This is a genomic window from Burkholderia sp. YHN3-13 (genome assembly GCF_055810675.1).
On record NZ_JBVVNQ010000017.1, the window covers coordinates 1 to 18,343 of the forward strand.

20 protein-coding genes and 1 tRNA gene are annotated in these 18,343 nt (G+C 60.6%); 17 read left to right on the forward strand and 4 right to left on the reverse strand.

The window, feature by feature from the left end; genetic code table 11:
• The first annotated feature begins 554 nt into the window (after window positions 1-554).
• The 13 genes from AC0KUR_RS29015 to AC0KUR_RS29075 all read left to right on the forward strand — a co-directional run bounded on the left by AC0KUR_RS29015 (window position 555) and on the right by AC0KUR_RS29075 (window position 9,350).
• Window positions 555-1,175 (forward strand): hypothetical protein, encoded by a 621-nt coding sequence (locus AC0KUR_RS29015; RefSeq protein WP_473376735.1) that lies wholly within the window; start codon window positions 555-557, stop codon window positions 1,173-1,175.
• Between the two features lie 112 nt (window positions 1,176-1,287).
• Window positions 1,288-1,554: a helix-turn-helix transcriptional regulator gene (locus AC0KUR_RS29020; protein WP_473376736.1), complete on the forward strand. Its 267-nt coding sequence runs from the start codon at window positions 1,288-1,290 to the stop codon at window positions 1,552-1,554.
• 263 nt (window positions 1,555-1,817) lie between these two features.
• Entirely contained in the window at window positions 1,818-2,621 is an 804-nt protein-coding gene (locus AC0KUR_RS29025) for a hypothetical protein (protein ID WP_473376737.1), read from the forward strand.
• On the forward strand, window positions 2,618-3,127 hold the full coding sequence (locus AC0KUR_RS29030; RefSeq protein ID WP_473376738.1) for a histidine ammonia-lyase: 510 nt from the start codon (window positions 2,618-2,620) through the stop codon (window positions 3,125-3,127). The genes AC0KUR_RS29025 and AC0KUR_RS29030 overlap by 4 nt, the downstream gene beginning before the upstream one ends.
• Window positions 3,127-4,107 carry an AAA family ATPase gene (locus AC0KUR_RS29035; protein WP_473376739.1) on the forward strand — a complete coding sequence of 327 codons (981 nt, stop codon included), beginning with the start codon at window positions 3,127-3,129 and terminating at the stop codon, window positions 4,105-4,107. Before AC0KUR_RS29030 ends, AC0KUR_RS29035 begins: the two co-directional genes overlap by 1 nt.
• Window positions 4,104-4,307, forward strand: coding sequence for a hypothetical protein (locus tag AC0KUR_RS29040; RefSeq protein WP_473376740.1), 204 nt, complete (start codon window positions 4,104-4,106; stop codon window positions 4,305-4,307). The genes AC0KUR_RS29035 and AC0KUR_RS29040 overlap by 4 nt, the downstream gene beginning before the upstream one ends.
• Window positions 4,304-5,026, forward strand: a complete 723-nt coding sequence (locus AC0KUR_RS29045; RefSeq protein ID WP_473376741.1) for an SET domain-containing protein — start codon at window positions 4,304-4,306, stop codon at window positions 5,024-5,026. Before AC0KUR_RS29040 ends, AC0KUR_RS29045 begins: the two co-directional genes overlap by 4 nt.
• The gene (locus AC0KUR_RS29050) at window positions 5,013-5,315 is read left to right on the forward strand and encodes a hypothetical protein (protein WP_473376742.1); all 303 of its coding nucleotides are present in this window, start codon (window positions 5,013-5,015) and stop codon (window positions 5,313-5,315) included. Before AC0KUR_RS29045 ends, AC0KUR_RS29050 begins: the two co-directional genes overlap by 14 nt.
• Window positions 5,316-5,317: 2 nt before the next feature.
• Window positions 5,318-5,608, forward strand: a complete 291-nt coding sequence (locus AC0KUR_RS29055; protein WP_473376743.1) for a hypothetical protein — start codon at window positions 5,318-5,320, stop codon at window positions 5,606-5,608.
• 91 nt (window positions 5,609-5,699) lie between these two features.
• Window positions 5,700-5,960 (forward strand): hypothetical protein, encoded by a 261-nt coding sequence (locus AC0KUR_RS29060; protein ID WP_473376744.1) that lies wholly within the window; start codon window positions 5,700-5,702, stop codon window positions 5,958-5,960.
• Window positions 5,961-6,256: 296 nt separating this feature from the next.
• On the forward strand, window positions 6,257-7,555 hold the full coding sequence (locus tag AC0KUR_RS29065; protein WP_473376745.1) for an AAA family ATPase: 1,299 nt from the start codon (window positions 6,257-6,259) through the stop codon (window positions 7,553-7,555).
• Window positions 7,552-8,430: an HNH endonuclease family protein gene (locus AC0KUR_RS29070; protein WP_473376746.1), complete on the forward strand. Its 879-nt coding sequence runs from the start codon at window positions 7,552-7,554 to the stop codon at window positions 8,428-8,430. The genes AC0KUR_RS29065 and AC0KUR_RS29070 overlap by 4 nt, the downstream gene beginning before the upstream one ends.
• 113 nt (window positions 8,431-8,543) lie before the next feature.
• The gene (locus AC0KUR_RS29075) at window positions 8,544-9,350 is read left to right on the forward strand and encodes a PDZ domain-containing protein (RefSeq protein WP_473376747.1); all 807 of its coding nucleotides are present in this window, start codon (window positions 8,544-8,546) and stop codon (window positions 9,348-9,350) included.
• 351 nt (window positions 9,351-9,701) lie between these two features.
• Here AC0KUR_RS29075 and AC0KUR_RS29080 read toward each other — a convergent pair whose 3' ends face one another.
• Window positions 9,702-10,196: a hypothetical protein gene (locus tag AC0KUR_RS29080; RefSeq protein WP_369466717.1), complete on the reverse strand. Its 495-nt coding sequence runs from the start codon at window positions 10,194-10,196 to the stop codon at window positions 9,702-9,704.
• Window positions 10,197-10,961: 765 nt separating this feature from the next.
• Between AC0KUR_RS29080 and AC0KUR_RS29085 the strand changes: the two genes are divergently transcribed.
• Window positions 10,962-11,357 (forward strand): hypothetical protein, encoded by a 396-nt coding sequence (locus AC0KUR_RS29085; protein ID WP_369466716.1) that lies wholly within the window; start codon window positions 10,962-10,964, stop codon window positions 11,355-11,357.
• A gap of 112 nt (window positions 11,358-11,469) precedes the next feature.
• On the opposite strand, the gene AC0KUR_RS29090 is transcribed toward AC0KUR_RS29085, so the two are convergent.
• The 3 genes from AC0KUR_RS29090 to AC0KUR_RS29100 form a co-directional block, all read right to left on the reverse strand.
• Window positions 11,470-12,699 carry a tyrosine-type recombinase/integrase gene (locus AC0KUR_RS29090; RefSeq protein ID WP_473376748.1) on the reverse strand — a complete coding sequence of 410 codons (1,230 nt, stop codon included), beginning with the start codon at window positions 12,697-12,699 and terminating at the stop codon, window positions 11,470-11,472.
• Window positions 12,700-12,866: 167 nt separating this feature from the next.
• A tRNA-Arg gene (locus tag AC0KUR_RS29095) sits at window positions 12,867-12,941 on the reverse strand.
• Between the two features lie 146 nt (window positions 12,942-13,087).
• A complete protein-coding gene (locus tag AC0KUR_RS29100) occupies window positions 13,088-13,270 on the reverse strand; it encodes a rubredoxin (protein WP_034190709.1) in 183 nt (60 codons plus the stop codon).
• Between the two features lie 200 nt (window positions 13,271-13,470).
• Between AC0KUR_RS29100 and AC0KUR_RS29105 the strand changes: the two genes are divergently transcribed.
• The 3 genes from AC0KUR_RS29105 to AC0KUR_RS29115 all read left to right on the forward strand — a co-directional run bounded on the left by AC0KUR_RS29105 (window position 13,471) and on the right by AC0KUR_RS29115 (window position 18,294).
• Window positions 13,471-13,875 carry a DUF4399 domain-containing protein gene (locus AC0KUR_RS29105; RefSeq protein WP_059558167.1) on the forward strand — a complete coding sequence of 135 codons (405 nt, stop codon included), beginning with the start codon at window positions 13,471-13,473 and terminating at the stop codon, window positions 13,873-13,875.
• A gap of 266 nt (window positions 13,876-14,141) precedes the next feature.
• On the forward strand, window positions 14,142-16,091 hold the full coding sequence (locus tag AC0KUR_RS29110; RefSeq protein ID WP_473376749.1) for an ATP-binding cassette domain-containing protein: 1,950 nt from the start codon (window positions 14,142-14,144) through the stop codon (window positions 16,089-16,091).
• Window positions 16,092-16,311: 220 nt separating this feature from the next.
• The gene (locus tag AC0KUR_RS29115; RefSeq protein ID WP_473376750.1) at window positions 16,312-18,294 is read left to right on the forward strand and encodes a DNA topoisomerase IV subunit B; all 1,983 of its coding nucleotides are present in this window, start codon (window positions 16,312-16,314) and stop codon (window positions 18,292-18,294) included.
• The last annotated feature ends 49 nt before the right edge of the window (window positions 18,295-18,343 follow it).

The window sequence follows — 18,343 nt, forward strand, 5'->3', positions numbered from 1 at the left end:
TTTCGGAAACCGGTGATCAGCGATCACCTTCGACCGAAACGGCCGATCACCATCAATCGGAACCACTGATCACGTTCAACCGAAATCGCTGATCACGTTCGCCGAAATACGCAGCGTAACCACTATCGCATCTTCGGCATGCTGGCGGATCATATCCTTGCATGCGCCGAGCTGCTTGCAACGCTCGACGAACTGGGAGGGCAACATGGCTAAGCGCTATTTGTCTCCGGCGTATCCCGAGCCCGCATCGAAGATTCGTGGTGCTATTGGCAGCGTGGAGGGTTCCCAGCGACAAGGGTTCGAAGACGCCCTGCCTCTGTGGCTGCATATCAGGATGTTCGGAGGAGGGGGCACCACTTCCGGGGGCATCTAGACCCGTTCAATGAACGGGACGGTGCAGATTGCTGGCGTTCCAAGTAGCGCTGCACCGCAATATGCCGCATGGTATCCGTGCGGCATAATCAGATTAACCGCGCCTAGCTCGACGGGGCGAAAACCGGGCTCCCTTACCCGGCTGGCGCGGCTGCTCATAAGGGGCTTTGCGTGAGGGCGCAATGTCTGTTCTGAACGAATTTGCGGAAAAGTTTGAGCGTCCGCAGTCAGCCTGGACAAAAGAGCAGTGGAAACAGGCGGCGATCGAGCTTGCTTCGAGGCTCGACCGCGATAACAGGGCGCCCGTCAAACGAGGTAGGCCGAGCCACGACGGTGATGCATTTGTCTCGGACACAAATGGCAAGGTGACTATCTCTCAAAAGTCGAACTATGCGGCGCTCGCATATCAAGTAGAGCAGCGCATGGAACAGGCAAAGGCAGATGGACGAAAGCTCAAAATGAAAGGGGCCGTGCGCGAGGAGTTGATCGCGGCGATTCAGCGGCACAATAACGCCCCCGAGAACCTCAACCGGCTCCGCGCCGCTATCGGTTTGCCACCACTCGATCCCTCGGTCACGCGAGGGGAAAGGGACGGCGAAATTGGGGAGCATCGCGCGGCTGAAATGCTTGAAACGGTCTACACCCAGGTCCGCAAGATGTTGAAGAATTGGCGCGAGGAACCGGAGGTAAGCAATTTGGAAGCCCAGAAGGATTCGCAGGACGTGAGCATCCGCGAGGCCATCGATAACTACTCCCATCCGAAGGGCAAGCCCGTCAATCTCAGAATGAGAAAGCGGCACTAACGGTCCAAAGAACTATAACGGTAAAAGCGGATATTTAATCTCCCTGAATTTTTCCCCGCTCGCGCCGCATCAAAGTTTAGCCATTGCAAACGACGCCTCAGGAGGCATCGCGATGGCTCGCAAAGCAGCTGACACTCAACGGGGCGGCGAAACGTCCGTCAACGCTCCTCAAACACTCCCTGCCATTGGTTTTTCTCGCTGGGAGCAGCTTCGACAATTCATCCCTGTTAGCCGCGAAACGTGGCGCAAGCTGGTCAAGGAGGGGCGCGCCCCCCAGCCGCAGCGATGGACAGAACGTTGCACGGTTTATAGCAACGAGGAAGTCCATCGCTGGATGAAAGATCCAGCGGCATATCAAGCCCGGTCGATCGCTGCGTAAGGGGGCGCCATGGTTGGAAAATCCAATCGCGCTCGAGTTCGCTTCGGTGGTCCGGGTAGAGCGCCAGTCGATTTCAGCGTAGTGCGCGGCGCATGGATGGTCAGCAAGGATCTGACGTGGCCGGCAGTCGTTTGGAATGACGGTCGCTGCTGGGCCTACCTTCACGATATGACGTCGGCTGCGGTTCAGCACATCCTTGATGCCCTTCGCAGCGCAGATCTCGATCGTAGTCACCCACACGGTACGTTGAACGGGTGGCAGTCATGACACGGCCGTCGTTCCAGTTCTATCCAGGCGACTGGCAGGCGAACAGCAACCTGCGGCGTTGTACCCACTCGGAGAAGGGCGCGTGGATCGATGTCATGTGCCTGCTGCACGACTCGGAGGAATATGGCGTCCTGCGCTGGCCGCTCAAGGAGATCGCGCAGGCGATCGGCGCGCCACTCTCGATGCTCAGGGCCATCGTCAGCAAGGGCGTGTTGAAAGGGGCCGACAACGGCCAGTCGTGCGCCGCGTGCATCTATGTCCCGCGGTCCGGCCGTCGCGACGGCAACCCGGTTACGCTGGTTGCCGAGCAAGAGGGGCCGATCTGGTACTCGTCGCGGATGGTAAAGGACGAGTACGTGCGTTCGGTTCGCGGCGAATCGTCGCGCTTCCAAAGTGAGGGCGACGACAGCGCATCGAAGGACGCACCAAAGCCCCCCTTTGGTGACGGCTCTTCATCTTCATCTTCATCTTCAATAAAAAACATATCGTCACCTCGCGGTGACTCGGCATCGCCCAATGGCTCATCCGAGTTCGGTCGCTTCTGGGATGCATGGCCGTCCACGGGGCGGAAGGTGGCGAAGGCCAAGTGCCGAGAGAAGTGGCGAGGGGCTTGTCTGGATGCCATCGCCGAGCAGGTAATCGGACATGTGGTGGCGATGAAAGCGACGCGGCAATGGCTGGACGGCTATGAGCCTGCACCCCTGACGTACCTCAATCAACGTCGCTGGGAAGACGAGTTGCCGCTTGGTGCTGACGCGGCAAACGGCCAAGCGTTCGACCCTTGGGCGCCCGTGCCATGAGCCTCCACTATCCCATCAATGGCACCGCGCTCGCGACCATGCGTCGAGCCGGTCGTGTGCCGGAGCTGCCGGTGCTCGTGGCGCTCGCAGGGCCGCTGCGCTTCGACAACGTGACGCTCGCGGCCATCGCCGGCCAGCCCTTCGACTGGCGTCCTGTTGCCGCGCTCGACGTCGAGGTATTCGCGTCGGCGGATGTGCCCTGGAGCGATCTCCTGCGCACGCTGGCCGACATCGCGGCCGCGGTGCCTGACACCCTGACACTCACGTTTCGTGAAGGCCCGCGCGTGTATTGCGGCGAGCGGCGCACGGTGCCTGGCGAGGACTTCGCGCTCTTCGACTGGTTCCCGATGCCGATCGCGCCCATCTGCTGGCAGGCATCGCACACGTTGGCGCGTCGCCTATTCGATGCCCTGGGCGACACGCTGCCGAATCCCTACGACCAAGCGTGCGAGCTCGTTGCGCAGCTCGCCGCGGAAAACCACCTGAAAACTTCGGAGATGATCTGATGGCACGTACGATTCCCGATTCGATCGACTGGAACGCCTACGTCAACGATACGGACGACGGCCGCGCTGACGTGCGCCCGGCATCTGAGTTCATGGACGACGTTATCCGCATGTTCCACGGCACCGAAGAAGTGGCCGGCGATCCGTCGCCGTGGCCTTCGCTGGGTGACAACCTGAAGTTTCGCTCGGGCGAGGTGACGTTATGGGCCGGTGTGAACGGACACGGCAAGTCCGGGGCACTCGGTTACGTGGTGCTGGATGCGATGGCGCGCGGCCGCCGTGCGTGTATCGCATCGCTCGAGATGCCGATGCAGGCAACCATGAGCCGGATGTGCGCACAGTCGGCCGGTGGCGCGTCGCCGTCGATCGACTACATCACGAAGTTTCATCGCTGGACCGACGCACGCCTCTGGCTGTATGCCCACCGTGGTGCGACGACAAGAGATCGAATGGTCGCGGTTACGCGATACTGCCGCAAGGAGTTGGGTATCGACCACATGGTGATCGACAGCCTCATGAAATGCGGTATGGCACCGGACGACTACGCCGCGCAGGCGCGTTTCGTCGATTCGCTGTGCGTGATGGCGCGAGATACCGGTGTGCATATTCACCTCGTGCACCACATCCGCAAGGGCGACACCGAAAAGTCCGCGCCGGACAAGTTCGATATCAAGGGCGCCGGCGAGATCACGGACTTGGTCGACAACGTGCTGATCGTGCATCGGAACAAGCACAAGGAGAACAGCGTTCAGGCGGCACGCCAGCTTCAGGATGAGGCGAAGCGGGTCTCCAAGCTCGATGAACTGCGCCGCGTGCCCGACGTGCTTCTGCTCTGCGAGAAGCAGCGTCATTTCGCCTGGGAAGGACCGACGCGGCTCTGGTTCGACAAAGCGAGTCAGCAGCTTAGGGACGATCCGAACGCGCCGGGCCGGCATCTGGATCTCGCTTCCGGTGCATGGAAGCAGGAGTGGCGAAAATGAGCAGCAATTCGTTGCTACAGAAGCGTGCACTCGACGCCGTGCGTGTTGCCGCACTCGAGAAGGCGCGGTTGACTGATGCAACCTGCATGACCGTGCATCGGAGGGAGAGCACTGACCTCGATGCGATTGCGGCTGAATTGATCGAGCCCGATAGTCTGTCCCCTTTCGACTCGCGTAACAAGCTGAAGGCATCGCCATGAGTTTCAATGACGTGACAATAAGGGGAAATATGTCCCCGATGACGGCCATTACGATTGGCTCTGACCAGATCGACTATTCTCGATTCCGTATTGAATTCGGGCTTACGCAGCATGTGATCGACGCACTTCTCGCGCGCCAGACGGATCAAGTGGCGATGCCGGCACCTTTTGCCGCCCGGGTGGAGCTCCATGCATCGCCGGTACACGGGCAGGGTCTTTACGCGAAACGTGGTTTTAGGCGCGGCGAACTTGTCGTGCCAGCGCGCATCGATCGTAATCGCACCCCTGCGGGCCGATACATCAATCACTCGATTCGGCCGAACATTGTAGGCATTCGCACTGATGCTGCGCCGGATGGCGACATCGATATGTACGCGATCCGGGACATCGCGACGGGCGAGGAACTGCTGATCGATTATCGACAGGCCGGTAGCGTTAACGGAAATAATGTGCCTTGCGACCGGCGCGCGGCCGAGGAGACGGTTCGCAAGCGGCTCTCGCCGCATGCCGATTCCCAATGGTTCGACGAGGCACTGAAGCCATGTCTCGAGGCAGTATGGTCGAGCTACGGTTATTTTCCCGTCGAATTCGTTGACTGGTGGCTCACGACCACTCAGCGTGGCTGCAGGTCTGACGTGGATGGATTCGTTTCGGACGCTGCTCGTTTGCGCACGGATCTCGCGCCAGTTCTGAAGGGAGCGCGCCATGCCGCACGATAAAGTTCGTCGTATTGCATCTTCCAGTATTTACGAAGGCGAGCAATTGCCAGCGCCGATCGAGCAGGACGAATCACCCGCAGATGTTCGTGTCCAACCGCCGTCCGACTGGCGCAAGGGCGCGCTCCTGAACGTGCGCAATCGTGGCGACGCCTACGTCATCACGCTCTACCCCGAAGAGTTCGACGAAGAGCGGCCAGACCGCGCGCTGCGTTTTACCAACCTCGGCGAGTGCCAGGACTTCGTATCGCACTGGTATGCCGCTGAACATCATGATCCGAGGGCGCGCTAAAAATGACTTCCCCCGTTAAACAAACAGGAAAGAAACGTGTCGTCGGGGACGGTACACCTGGGCCCGGACGCAAGAAGGGCGTACCGAACAAGATGACGGTCGAGGTCAAGGAAATGATCCGGCAGGCGCTGGAAGAGGCAGGCGGAGTCGACTATCTCGTCGAGCGAGCCAAAGACCCGCGCACGGCATCGGCCTTTCTCTCGCTGGTAGGCAAGGTTCTTCCTTTGACGGTCCGGGGTGACTCGAGCGCGCCCGTGCAACTCATCCTGAATGGATCGGATATTCGAGGCTGAACTCGCGCTGCGGCCAGTGGCAACGTGTGTCGAATTCGTTGTCGCTCCGATCGCTCGATATATTCCTGAACAACCACGATGTGAGGTGACCATGAGGCAAGCATCCTATTCGCCGGACAATGATCCTTTTCTGCTCGTATCAACCGTGCTTCGGGCGATTTGCTTCGCTTTGACGGCGGAGCAGCGTGCTCGGATCGCATCTGAGCTACGGGAATATGCCGAGCAAGTCAATGAAGACGCTGAAAGCGACGGCGAGCAACGATTCGCGCTCAACGTGGCTTCTCTTGCTGCGCTCGCAGAGGACGGCCCCGATGCAGCGTCCAACATCCTTCGAGCGGGGCAGCCGCGCTGATTGGCGCAATACAGCGAACCGATGGCCGCCCGCGGAAATCCACCTTCCTCATATGCGGAGGATTTTGTCACGACGACTGCGTACAACGAGCATTCGCCGGTGACTGACACGTAAAGATGGCTCTTATAGCGCCCAAATGGCGTCCGATAAGCGAGCCGCGCATCGCCCGCAATGCGAGAAAGAGCGTTCTGAGGGAAAGTGAGGGTCCTGGTCAGCCATGCGCGCTCCGGTATGAGGCAACTAGGCTAAGCTATGTAGGATTTCATCAGTACGACGCCTCTCCAAGCAGGGATCACATGTACATCAACCGAATAGACTTGCAGAACTTCCGTACCTTTCGAAGAACAAGCGTACAGTTCTTGCATGGCGATCGGGACTTCGGTCAGCTCGAACTTCCGGAGCCACGGATCAAGAATGTTAACCTGCTGCTTGGCAACAACGGGGCAGGCAAGACCACGCTCCTGAAAGCCATTGCGCTGGCATGTCTGGGCCCCTCTGTAGGGAAGTCCGGTATCTATCCCTACCGACTAGTACGACAAGAACCTCGCAACCGTCCACCACTCAGGCCGACCGCGTCGGCGAGCTCGGTACATTCCCATAGCGTCAGGCGTTTAGACGTATCGGAGGCAGTGATCCAAGCCACCTTCACGCCTCACGATCAGGATCGTGTACCTGAGGGAACGTTTCAACTCGCATCTGAAGTGCGGTTGAGGCGATTCGGCGACTTCGAAGAGATGGACTGGTCGCACGATCAGTATGAGGCATGGGAACCCATTTTCAGCACGGAAACCGATGCGCTTTTCTTTGTCGGCTACGGCGCTACCCGGCGAGTCGAACAGAAGGAGCGGTACGATCCTGGCAGTCGCAAGAGACACTCGTTTGCACGCGCGCTTCGCGTGCAAAGCCTTTTCGAGGACTCTTACTCCTTGGTTCCGCTGAACAGTTGGCTACCTGAGTACCAGCATAGAAAAGATCCTCGGCGATTCCGGGAAGTCGTCAAACTGCTAAACGACCTCGTCGGCAAGGGGCACTACTGGCTCACCGGCGAGATGGAGGGCGGCGAGTATTTATTCGAGCGCCGAGGCTTGCGCGTCCCCTTTCCTGCGCTTTCCGACGGTTATCGGGCCTTTCTGAGTTGGGTTGGGGATCTGTTGTATCACGTCGTCACGACCTGTCCGGAGGACAAGAAGCTGGTCGATAACCGCGGCATCGTGATGGTCGACGAGATCGATCTACATTTGCACCCGGAGTGGCAAATGCATGTGCTTCCTAGGCTTGCCAATGCATTGCCGAAGATTCAGTTCATCGTGACCTCCCATAGTCCCTTAATCGTCGGATCGCTTGAGTGGATGAACATCGTGACAATGCAGCCGGCAATTGGCCAAGCAAGTCGGGCCAAGCGCATTCCGCAACCGGTACACGGCTTAGACGCCGACCAGGTTCTACTCACCGAATTCTTCGGGCTTCAGTCGACTCGGGCAGAGGGACGGAAGAGAAGGATCAAGTCCCTAAGCCTCCGCGCGAGCAAGGGTGACCCGATTGCCGCAAGGCAACTCCTAGAAGAGATGTCTCGTGGCGGAGAGCAAGGCGAATGATTGGCTACAAGATTACCTATAAGGATTTGGAGACACTCATTGAAGCCAAGGTGCCGGGATGGGTGGCGCGAGCAAAGAAGCGCACCGCCAACTTCCGCGCCGCAGGGAAATACGACGAGGTAAGTAGTATTTGGTCGGAGGTGAAGAGTGTCTATATGCGCCTCCAGGGCGAGTCTAAGTGCATTTACTGCGAGCGTAAGCTGGAGAGCGAAGAACGCGGACTGATCGAACAAGACGTCGAGCATTTCCGACCCAAGGGGAACGTGCGTCGTTGGAAGCTGCCAGCAACGCTCGTCGCCGAGGGCGTGACGATCACTGATCCTGGTGCAAACGCACCCGGGTACCATCTATTGCCCTATCATCTCTTTAATTACAGTGCGTCCTGCAAGCCCTGCAATAGCACTCTCAAGAGTGATTACTTTCCCATCGTGGGTGCCTACAAGTTCGCCGGTAGCAATCCGACGAAGCTCGTATCCGAACAACCACTGCTAATTTATCCCCTCGGTGACTTCGATGTTGCCCCCGAAGCTTTAATAAAATTTCAGGGCGTGTCGCCGCAGCCGGTAGATGCCAGCGGGCATAATCGGCATCGAGCATTAGCTACGATTGAGTTCTTCGAACTCGCAGACCCGATCAAACGGAAAAACCTCTTTCGAGAGCGTGCGTCGATTATTACTGCACTCTGGCCTCAACTGGAAGCAATGTCCAAGAATCCAAGCGATGCCGTAGCACATCGCCTTGTCACCGCCTTTCAATCCCACAAGGCGCCACATACGAACTGCGCTCGGTCATTTGCCACGCTCTATCAGCAGGACCGACTTGAGGCAGAAAAACTGTTTCAGGCTGCTGCGAACTTCATTTGGACGTCTTCTTAGCAGTTTTTCGCTTCGCAAAGGTATGCCGTCGGCGGGCGACGCATCAAGCACGTGGTAATGATTTGGTAGGAGAGGTTGCGATCAAGACAACCTACCACTAAATGGGGAACATAATGAAAAGAACGCTTGTAGCTTTAATTGCATGCGCCGCGTTGCTGTCCGGGTGCGCCAATGGCTTCGCGCAGTACTATCACGGGATGACGCGGGAGCAGGTTTTGGCTGGCGTCGGCGCTCGAGCCGAAGTTGAGCCGAAGGTGATTGTGACCGCGAATGTGCGGAGTGAAAGCGACTTGCTCGCGGAGAATGGATATGCGCTGGTAGGAGAGTCGAGCTTTCAAGGACCGCGTAGCCGGTTCGCGGAATCAAAGGCCGTATCTCAAGCCAAAGTGATCGGCGCCGATTCAGTTGTGCTGGCAGAAGGCGATGCCGGCTCAGATATCATCTCTATGCCGATGGCGACGCCAAATTCTGCTACTTCCTACACATCCTTCGGTGGGACGGCTTTCAACCCGGCATATGGCGCGACGCATATGACCGGATTCGGAGCAACGACAACCTATGGGACAACAACGACCTACGTTCCGGTAACGATTCATCGGGCAAACTACTACGCTGGCTACTGGGTCAAGATGAAACCGCCCATTTTCGGCGTCAACGTGTCGCCGTTGAGTGCTGATCAGCACAAGCAAATCGGCACAAATGCCGGTGTTGTTGTTCGTGTGGTGGTGATCGGGTCGCCCGCATACAAAGCTGACATCTTCAAGGGGGACTACCTGATGACGATCGCTGGCGAACCCGTCCGAAGTAGTGAGGATTTTCTGCGTCTTGCTCGCGCCCATGCCGGTGAACTTGTCCAGGTATCAATCATCCGGGATGGCAACAGCTTGACGAAGACTATCCAATTGGCCCCTGCATCGTAGGCGGTCAGAAATAGTGTGGCAGCAAAGGTTCCAACGCGGGGTATTCGCTACATGGATCGTGGTTGGCGCGAAGTTCGCGTTCTTGAGTCATGGCGCTGCGTCGCCGATCTATCATCGTCCAAGGTTTCGAAGTCGCTCGCAGAAGTCGTCGTAGCGCATGGGGATGCATCGACTTTCGTCGGGAAAGTGCCGTAGGCAGCGTCCGTCCTCTGACACGAACCAGTCAGCAACGCGATCAGTAGGAGGGCCGCCAACGCAAGCAGGCAAATAACGAAGCGCGATGTCGATTCAACCTTCAGCTCGTATTCCTGCCAATCGAATGCTGCTGTCATTGACAATCCCGTAACGCTGTCAGATGGCTCGATGGGCGAATGTCTCGATTGCTTGCAATGCCGCTGGCCAATTTGAGAGCCCGGCATCGACTAGCTTCAGTGTGAGGTGCTTGATTGCTTCGCCTGGCAGCGACTTGAGTTGATCGAGGAGCCGAGACTTCTCGGGCGTGGGCAGATCGGACTCAGCAATCCGCTGGCCGATCAACTCCTTCAGTGTGTCCTCGTGGAGCTTAACGGTCACGACGCCCAGGATCGACGATAGGCCGCCGTCATCGGCGAGAAAGTCCATACCCTTGGCGGTGATGCAGGGGCTTCTGGAGAAATCGAACTGAAGCGTGCTGTCGTTCATTGAGGAGACGAGGCCGTGCTCATTCAAGTAAGCCAGATTGGCGAGGTACTTCGCTTTGGTCTCTGCGTCCATTGAGTCGACGCGCTCGAACCAGACCGCTCGATCCGGATAACAGGCTGCTAGCTCTTGGAGTAGCTCTCGTTGATAGGTGCGGTCAAGTTTCATTGGGTTCCCTGCGACGATCCCGTGAAATCAAGGGATGCTTTGAGCTTATATTCTGTCACTAATTCGTCGTTGCTCGCCGGTCGTTTCACAGAGGCAACAGATTCGTCGCTCTTTCACGGTACTTCCTGATGGGAGAGGCTTTGAGGGGCGCCGATTGGGCATTGGTGCAAAACTTGCAGCGTTCAGTGGTGGGATCGCGACACGCTAAGATTTGGTCACAGTTTGTCGTTATGTGCTATGGACATGCTGGAATCAGCGGGATAAAGTGCTAGTCAGATTCGACATCCTGAATCGCCATACTTGTCAAGTTGCGTTGCGGAAAAGACAGGCTGTCGGGGCGCATAGATGCGTTGAGTGTAAAAAAATAATGGGGACATGCTGAATGGCGAACTTCAACGGACTTCCGGCTAACTGCCCGCCGCAGAACGCTACAGCACCTTCGTCGTTGACGGTCTACCGTCAAACCTTCGGGCCCCCAGTTTCGGCAGTCCATCTTCAGACATATGCTGAACTCGGGATGGCCGTCTCACCCAGTAAGGAATGCCAGTCACACGGAGTGAGTGTCTATACTGATCACCGTGATGTGGCCAACAAGGTGCAGCTTTATCCGTGGAAGGGGACGCACGTCGCGCAAGGGACGTTGGACGCGAAAGACGGCGTTGTTGTTGCGACCCCAAATAGGAAGGCGCCGGATTCGCACCATACGTGGTGGCCTTGTAATGGGATCGATCGGGCCGCATTGTTCAAGTAAGGCAGGAGATCGTCATGTTATGGCCTGCAGAAGGTACCTTAGAAAATCCAGGGCTCTTCGCTGAGTTCGATGTGGTGGATGTTCTCGATGAGGACGATGGCCCGACCTTGTTCACTGCCCGTGCGGGAAGCGAAACTTACTTGCTGTATACGTCCGCGATTGATCCGAAGGACAGGATTGTTCGGTACATCGCGGTCCACTGTAATACAGACATGGTTGCTTCGCTGCTGCAAGGACGCCTCCCTCTTCGAGAGGCGTTGACTCAAGATCGTGTATGGGCAATTGATCACTCGTTTGACGGTAAGCATACGTCGAGCGTGCAGCTTAAGCGTGGGCTTGACGGCGTCCCGGAGCAGCATAAACCGGTGGCCGGTGCGAGGCTGCTAGCCGACCATCACTATGCGACATAGCGATAAAGCGCGTTGCTGCACTCCTATTTGTGTGTAGACGGGGCCCTTTCAATTTGGAAGGGCCTCATTACATATCAGCTCGAATTTGTCCATGCGCTTGTTACTGTAATTCTTATCGCCCGACGTTGATCGGGAAGACCGCAGCACCCGCTTCGAGTGCATCGAGGTGATCCGCCCAATGCTGCATCATCTTTCGGCGCTCGGGCAGGAACTCAGCATGCACGTATGCCGCGGTGACCTGATTTCGCTCTGCATGGGCAAGCTGCCGATCAACGACGTCTCGGCTATAACCGAGTTCGCGAAGCACGGTCGCGGCCAGACCACGGAACCCGTGGCCGGTCATGCGTGACTTGTAGCCCATGCGGTAGAGCGCATAGAGCATCGTGTTGTTCGAGATGTGGCTTCGGCCCTGGACGCTGTAGAACACATGCCGGTGGGCGCTGTTCAACTCGCGCAACGCGGCCAAGGTGTCGAGCGCCTGACGTGACAGCGGGACGATGTGCGGGTCGCGCATCTTCATCCGCTCGGGCGGAATCCGCCATTCGGCGGCGCGTTCGTCGAACTCATCCCACTCGGCGTTGATCATCTCGGTTGTCCGAGTGAACGTCAGTGCCATGAAGCGGAGCGCCAGCCGCGTGACGAGATCGCCTTGGTACGCGGCGATGTCTCTCATGAGCTGCGGGATTTCGACGGGCTTGACCCGTGCCATGTGTTTGACGCCGGTGCCTTTCTTGAGAACAGTCTCGGCGTCAATGTCTGCAGCGGGGTTGCGAGGGCATCGCCCCGTCATGATTCCGTACTGGAACACCGCTCGCGAGCGCTGGAGGATGCGTTTTGCCGTCTCTCGCACACCGCGAGATTCGACAGCCCTCAAGATCTCAAGCATATCGGGCGCCTCGATGTCTCGGATCGGGCGATGACCGATTTTAGGAAAGACATCGACCTCGAGCGAACTGATCACCTTGCCCGCATACACCTCGGTCCACCCATCCTTTTGGGCCGCAAACCACTCGCGTGCGACAGCCTCAAACGTCGACGCAGCTTCGATCGCCCGGGTGCGTTTGACTTCCCTTTTCTGCTCCGTCGGATCGGTGCCGGCGGCGAGTTGCTTCCGCGCATTGAGGCAGGCCTGCCGAGCCTCAGCGAGCGTCACCTCCGGATAGACGCCGAAGGCGGCGCGTTTCTCTTTGCCGTCGAATCGATACTTCATCCGCCAGTAGCGTGATCCGTTCGGCATGACCTCAAGGTACAAGCCCTTGCCGTCGGCTAGGCGATACGGCTTCTGGGCCGGCTTGGCCTTGCGGATCTGCATCTCAGTCAGCGGAGTGGCGCGCTTCGGCATGGCGTGGGGGCATCGAGTTTGGGGGCATGGAGGCATGTCCCAAAAGATGCCCCCAAGTTAGGTTGCTTGTACAGGGCAACCTTGGGCAATGATGGCAGCAAAAGTCCAGGCGACACAAGGCTGTGCGCGACTTTTTGGGCAAACTTGGGAAGTGTTGGGAACTAGTCTGGTCCCCCCGACAGGAATCGAACCTGTATCTAGCGCTTAGGAGGCGCTTGTTCTATCCATTGAACTACGGGGAGAGCCATATCCAGTCGATCACGCGAAAAACGCGAACCGGACGGCGGTGTGGACAGCGCGCAGAGTATAGCAAACGCGCGGCGCGTCGGCGGCGCGGAATGCGTGCCGACGCGCGTATCGCGGAATCACCCGCGATCGGAACGAACCATCAGAAATCGACGACGACGAAATCTTCCTTGCCCACGTCGCACAGCGGGCAGCGCCAGTCGGCGGGAATGTCGGCGAAACGGGTGCCGGCCGCGATGCCCTCGTCGGGCAGTCCTTCGGCTTCGTTGTAGACCCACCCGCAAATCAGGCAGACCCAGCTCTGGTATTCGGTTACTTCGCTCATGTGGTGCTCGGGAAAAATGGAAACTCGGTAATGCCGTCCGCACCCTGTCCAGCGGACGAAAGGCGCAATAGTACCGGAATTTCGCCGAACACCTAGGCAACGTCGTTTTAAACGTACGCATCGCGAACAACGGGCATCATCGCGTGGCGCGGGCATGCAGTGTATGCTTCGTGGGCCTGTCAATCTGAAGGAGGAAAACGATGCTCAACAGAAAGTGGATCGCGGGTGCGGTGTGTGTCGCGGCGCTGGCCGTGTCGACGCTCGCGCGTGCCGAAGCGCGCGTGTTCTTCGTCGAGCCGCAGGACGGCGCGACGGTGTCGAGCCCCGTGCACGTGAAGTTCGGTCTCGACGGCATGGAGCTCAAGCCCGCCGGCGACATGACGCCGGATACCGGCCACCATCACCTGCTGATCGACGGCAAGCCGGTGCCGAAGGGCGACGTGATCCCGGCGAGCGACCATTCGCTGCATTTCGGCAAGGGCCAGACCGAAACCGACGTGAAGCTGGCACCCGGCAAGCACACGCTGACGCTGCAACTCGGCGACGGCGCCCACCGTTCGTACGGCCCCGAAATCAGCTCGACGATCACCGTCAACGTGAAGTAATCGCACGTCTCGCGCGGGCGCCCGGTGTGCCGCGCGCGGGATCGCCGATCGGCCGGCCACGGGCATCGGGCCGGCCTTCGCCCGTTCGTGCGGGCACGCAACCCGCACGGCGGTTTTCGGCCCGGATACCGGCCGCCAGCCACGCGTCGCACCGCGCCGGCGCGTTTCGCGTACCGGTTGCAATGCTCGTCCATCCAGCCATGCCGGTGCCGGCCTCCGCGCCCGGTACAATGGGCGCTTCCGATTCCTCTCTTCGCCGTCTCCCCATGTCGCTCTATTCCATTACCGGCGCGCAGCTCGCGTTCGGTCACGTCGCGTTGCTCGATCACGCGGATTTCTCGCTGGAAGCCGGCGAACGCGTCGGCCTGATCGGCCGCAACGGCGCGGGCAAGTCGTCGCTGCTGAAGATCGTCGCCGGCCTCGCGAAGCCCGATGACGGCCTGATCACGCGCCAGCAGGAGCTCGTGACCGTCTACGTGCCGCAGGAGCCCGAGTTCGAACCGGGCGCGACGGTGTTCGACGCGGTCGCGTCGGGGCTCGCGCACACGCGCGAACTGCTCGAAGAATACGATTCGATCGCGCATCGTCTCGCCGATACGCCGGAAGGCGCCGAGCACGACGCGCTGCTCGCGCGGATGAACGCGCTGCAGTCGTCGCTCGACGCGCACGACGCATGGAACTGGCGCACGCGCGTGGCGATGACGCTCGCGCAGATCGGCCTGCAGGACGGCGACGCGAGCGTCGACGCGCTGTCGGGCGGGATGCAGAAGCGCGTCGCGCTGGCGCGCGCGCTGGTGCTGCAGCCCGACGTGCTGCTGCTCGACGAGCCGACCAACCACCTCGACTTCGACGGCATCCGCTGGCTGGAAGAGCTGCTCGTCTCGCAGCGCGCGGGCCTGCTGTTCATCACCCACGATCGCGCGTTCCTCGATCGCGTCGCGACACGCATCGTCGAGCTCGATCGCGGCCGGCTGCTGTCGTACCCGGGCAATTTCTCCGCGTACCAGACGCGCAAGGCGCAGCAGCTCGAAGTCGAACGCGTGGAAAACGAGAAGTTCGACAAGCTGCTCGCGCAGGAAGAAGTGTGGATCCGCAAGGGCGTCGAGGCGCGCCGCACGCGCAGCGTCGGCCGCATCGCGCGGCTCGTGCAGATGCGCAACGAGCGCGCGGAGCGCCGCAATGCGCAGGGCAACGTGCGGCTCGACGTCGCGCAGGGCGAGAAGTCCGGCAAGATCGTCGCGGAGCTGACCGACGTGACGAAGCGCTACGACGGCCGCACGGTCGTCGACCGCTTCTCGGCGACGGTCATGCGCGGCGACAAGATCGGCTTCGTCGGCCCGAACGGCGCGGGCAAGACCACGCTGCTCAAGCTGATCCTCGGCGAGCTGAAGCCCGACGAGGGCACCGTGCGCACCGGCACGAACCTGCAGGTCGCGTATTTCGACCAGATGCGCGCGCAGCTCGACCAGGACAAGAGCCTCGCCGATACGATCAGCCCCGGCAGCGAGTGGGTCGAGATCGGCGGCGTGCGCAAGCACGTGATGAGCTATCTCGGCGATTTCCTGTTCGCGCCGGAGCGCGCGCGTTCGCCGGTGAAGTCGCTGTCGGGCGGCGAGCGCAACCGGCTGCTGCTCGCGCGCCTGTTCGCACGCCCGGCCAACGTGCTGGTGCTCGACGAACCGACCAACGACCTCGACATCCCGACGCTCGAGCTGCTCGAGGAGCTGCTGGCCGACTACGACGGCACGGTGCTGCTCGTCAGCCACGATCGCGCGTTCCTCGACAACGTCGTGACGTCGGTGATCGCGGCCGAGGGCGACGGCAAGTGGCGCGAATACGTCGGCGGCTTCAGCGACTGGCAGATCCAGAGCGAGCGTTCGGAGCAGCTCGCGCAACAGGAAGCCGCGAAGCGCGCGGTCAAGGAAGCGGTGCCGGTGAAGGAAGACGCGGCGAAGAGCGCCCCGGGCCGCAACGCGCAGCGCACGGTGAAGCTGTCGTTCAACGAGCAGCGCGAGCTCGATTCGCTGCCGGAGAAGATCGCCGCGCTCGAAGCGGAGCAGAAGACGATCAATGCGCGGCTCGAGGACGGTTCGATTTTCGCGAAGGATCCGCAGGAAGGCACGCGCCTGACCGAGCGCTTCGCGGCGATCGACGACGAACTGCTCACCGCGCTCGAACGGTGGGAAACGCTCGAGGCGAAGCGCAAGCCGGCGTGACGCGTGCGGCGCGCGCCGATCCCGCGATTGGCGCGCCACGCGGAACCAGTAAAATACCGCGCGTTCAGGGCCGCGCAGCGCACGCCGCGCGCCCGCTTTCGGAGCAGTCCAAGCACACCGTTGTTTCGATTCGCTTTTTTACGGAACTCAACGTTTTGTCCACGATGTTATCCACACGAGGTGTGGACAACGTCCCGATGAATGACGAAATTCAGCGCCTATGTCAACGAAGAAACCCAGCGCGGCCTATAGCGAAGCATCGATCAAGGTGCTCAAGGGTCTCGAGCCGGTCAAGCAGCGGCCCGGCATGTACACCCGTACCGAGAATCCGCTGCACATCATCCAGGAAGTCATCGACAACGCGTCCGACGAGGCGCTCGGCGGCTACGGCAAGCAGATCACGGTCACGCTGCACGCCGACCAGTCGGTCTCGGTCGAGGACGACGGCCGCGGCATCCCGTTCGGCATGCACCCCGAAGAGGGTGTCCCGGTCGTCGAGATCGTGTTCACGCGCCTGCACGCAGGCGGCAAGTTCGACAAGGCCGCCGGCGGCGCCTATACGTTCTCGGGCGGCCTGCACGGCGTCGGCGTGTCGGTGACGAACGCGCTCGCGACGCGCCTCGACGTGACGGTGTGGCGCGACGGCAAGATCGCCGAGCTCGGCTTTGCCGAAGGCGACGTCGTCAAGCCGCTCGCGACGCAGGCCGCGGGCCGAGGCGAGAAGAAGTCCGGCACGCGCGTGCAGGTGTGGCCGAATCCGAAGTACTTCGATTCGCCGAACCTGCCGCTCGGCGAGCTGCAGCGCCTGCTGCGCTCGAAGGCCGTGCTGCTGCCGGGCGTCGAGGTCGTGCTCGTCAACGAGAAGACCGGCGAGCGCCAGGCGTGGAAGTATGAAGACGGCCTGCGCGGTTACCTGCTCGACGAAATGAACGGCAGCGAGCTGCTGATCCCGCTGTTCGAAGGCGAGCGGTTCGCCGATTCGCGTTCGGGCGACGATTCGTTCGCCGAGGGCGAGGGCGCGTCGTGGGTCGTCGCCTGGAGCGAGGAGGGGGCGCTCGTGCGCGAGTCGTACGTGAACCTGATCCCGACGCCGGCCGGCGGCACGCACGAATCCGGCCTGCGCGACGGCCTGTACCAGGCCGTGAAGAGCTTCGTCGAGCTGCACAACCTGCAGCCGAAGGGCGTGAAGCTGCTCGCGGAAGACGTGTTCGCGCGCGTGTCGTTCGTGCTGTCCGCGAAGGTGCTCGATCCGCAGTTCCAGGGGCAGATCAAGGAGCGCCTGAACAGCCGCGACGCGGTGAAGCTCGTGTCGTCGTTCTCGCGCCCGGCGCTCGAACTGTGGCTGAACCAGCACGTCGAGCACGGCAAGAAGCTCGCCGAGCTCGTGATCAAGCAGGCGCAGGCGCGCACGCGGGCGGGCCAGAAGGTCGAGAAGCGCAAGAGCTCGGGCGTCGCGGTGCTGCCCGGCAAGCTGACCGACTGCGAAACCGAGGACATCGCGCGCAACGAACTGTTCCTCGTCGAGGGCGACTCGGCGGGCGGCTCCGCGAAGATGGGCCGCGACAAGGAATACCAGGCGATCCTGCCGTTGCGCGGCAAGGTGCTGAACACGTGGGAAACCGAGCGCGACCGCCTGTTCGCGAACAACGAGGTGCACGACATCTCGGTGGCGATCGGTGTCGATCCGCACAGCCCCGACGACACCGTCGACCTGTCGAACCTGCGTTACGGCAAGATCTGCATCCTGTCGGACGCGGACGTCGACGGCTCGCACATCCAGGTGCTGCTGCTCACGCTGTTCTTCAAGCATTTCCCGCAGCTGATCGAGCGCGGCCACGTGTATGTCGCCCGTCCGCCGCTGTTCCGCGTCGATGCGCCCGCGCGCGGCAAGAAGCCCGCGCAGAAGCTCTACGCGCTCGACGACGGCGAACTCGAGGCGACGCTCGACAAGCTGCGCAAGGACGGCGTGCGCGAGACGCAGTGGAGCATCAGCCGCTTCAAGGGTCTCGGCGAAATGAGCGCCGAGCAGCTGTGGGACACGACGATGAACCCCGATACACGCCGCCTGATGCCCGTGAAGCTCGGCGAGCTCGACTACGAGGCAACCGTCGCGCGCATGACGATGCTGATGGGCAAGGGCGAGGCAGCCGCGCGGCGCGGCTGGCTCGAGGAAAAGGGCAACGACGTCGAAGCGGACATCTAAGCCACGCATCCGCGCGGCCGGGCATGACGCCCGGCCCGGCCTCACGCCA

Excerpts from the sequence above, each read along its gene's own strand:
- AC0KUR_RS29015 (WP_473376735.1), top strand. The coding sequence starts at position 555 with ATGTCTGTTCTGAACGAATTTGCGGAAAAGTTTGAGCGTCCGCAGTCA.
- AC0KUR_RS29020 (WP_473376736.1), top strand. The coding sequence starts at position 1,288 with ATGGCTCGCAAAGCAGCTGACACTCAACGGGGCGGCGAAACGTCCGTC.
- AC0KUR_RS29025 (WP_473376737.1), top strand. The coding sequence starts at position 1,818 with ATGACACGGCCGTCGTTCCAGTTCTATCCAGGCGACTGGCAGGCGAAC.
- AC0KUR_RS29030 (WP_473376738.1), top strand. The coding sequence starts at position 2,618 with ATGAGCCTCCACTATCCCATCAATGGCACCGCGCTCGCGACCATGCGT.
- AC0KUR_RS29035 (WP_473376739.1), top strand. The coding sequence starts at position 3,127 with ATGGCACGTACGATTCCCGATTCGATCGACTGGAACGCCTACGTCAAC.
- AC0KUR_RS29040 (WP_473376740.1), top strand. The coding sequence starts at position 4,104 with ATGAGCAGCAATTCGTTGCTACAGAAGCGTGCACTCGACGCCGTGCGT.
- AC0KUR_RS29045 (WP_473376741.1), top strand. The coding sequence starts at position 4,304 with ATGAGTTTCAATGACGTGACAATAAGGGGAAATATGTCCCCGATGACG.
- AC0KUR_RS29050 (WP_473376742.1), top strand. The coding sequence starts at position 5,013 with ATGCCGCACGATAAAGTTCGTCGTATTGCATCTTCCAGTATTTACGAA.
- AC0KUR_RS29055 (WP_473376743.1), top strand. The coding sequence starts at position 5,318 with ATGACTTCCCCCGTTAAACAAACAGGAAAGAAACGTGTCGTCGGGGAC.
- AC0KUR_RS29060 (WP_473376744.1), top strand. The coding sequence starts at position 5,700 with ATGAGGCAAGCATCCTATTCGCCGGACAATGATCCTTTTCTGCTCGTA.
- AC0KUR_RS29065 (WP_473376745.1), top strand. The coding sequence starts at position 6,257 with ATGTACATCAACCGAATAGACTTGCAGAACTTCCGTACCTTTCGAAGA.
- AC0KUR_RS29070 (WP_473376746.1), top strand. The coding sequence starts at position 7,552 with ATGATTGGCTACAAGATTACCTATAAGGATTTGGAGACACTCATTGAA.
- AC0KUR_RS29075 (WP_473376747.1), top strand. The coding sequence starts at position 8,544 with ATGAAAAGAACGCTTGTAGCTTTAATTGCATGCGCCGCGTTGCTGTCC.
- AC0KUR_RS29080 (WP_369466717.1), bottom strand. The coding sequence starts at position 10,196 with ATGAAACTTGACCGCACCTATCAACGAGAGCTACTCCAAGAGCTAGCA.
- AC0KUR_RS29085 (WP_369466716.1), top strand. The coding sequence starts at position 10,962 with ATGTTATGGCCTGCAGAAGGTACCTTAGAAAATCCAGGGCTCTTCGCT.
- AC0KUR_RS29090 (WP_473376748.1), bottom strand. The coding sequence starts at position 12,699 with ATGCCGAAGCGCGCCACTCCGCTGACTGAGATGCAGATCCGCAAGGCC.
- AC0KUR_RS29100 (WP_034190709.1), bottom strand. The coding sequence starts at position 13,270 with ATGAGCGAAGTAACCGAATACCAGAGCTGGGTCTGCCTGATTTGCGGG.
- AC0KUR_RS29105 (WP_059558167.1), top strand. The coding sequence starts at position 13,471 with ATGCTCAACAGAAAGTGGATCGCGGGTGCGGTGTGTGTCGCGGCGCTG.
- AC0KUR_RS29110 (WP_473376749.1), top strand. The coding sequence starts at position 14,142 with ATGTCGCTCTATTCCATTACCGGCGCGCAGCTCGCGTTCGGTCACGTC.
- AC0KUR_RS29115 (WP_473376750.1), top strand. The coding sequence starts at position 16,312 with ATGTCAACGAAGAAACCCAGCGCGGCCTATAGCGAAGCATCGATCAAG.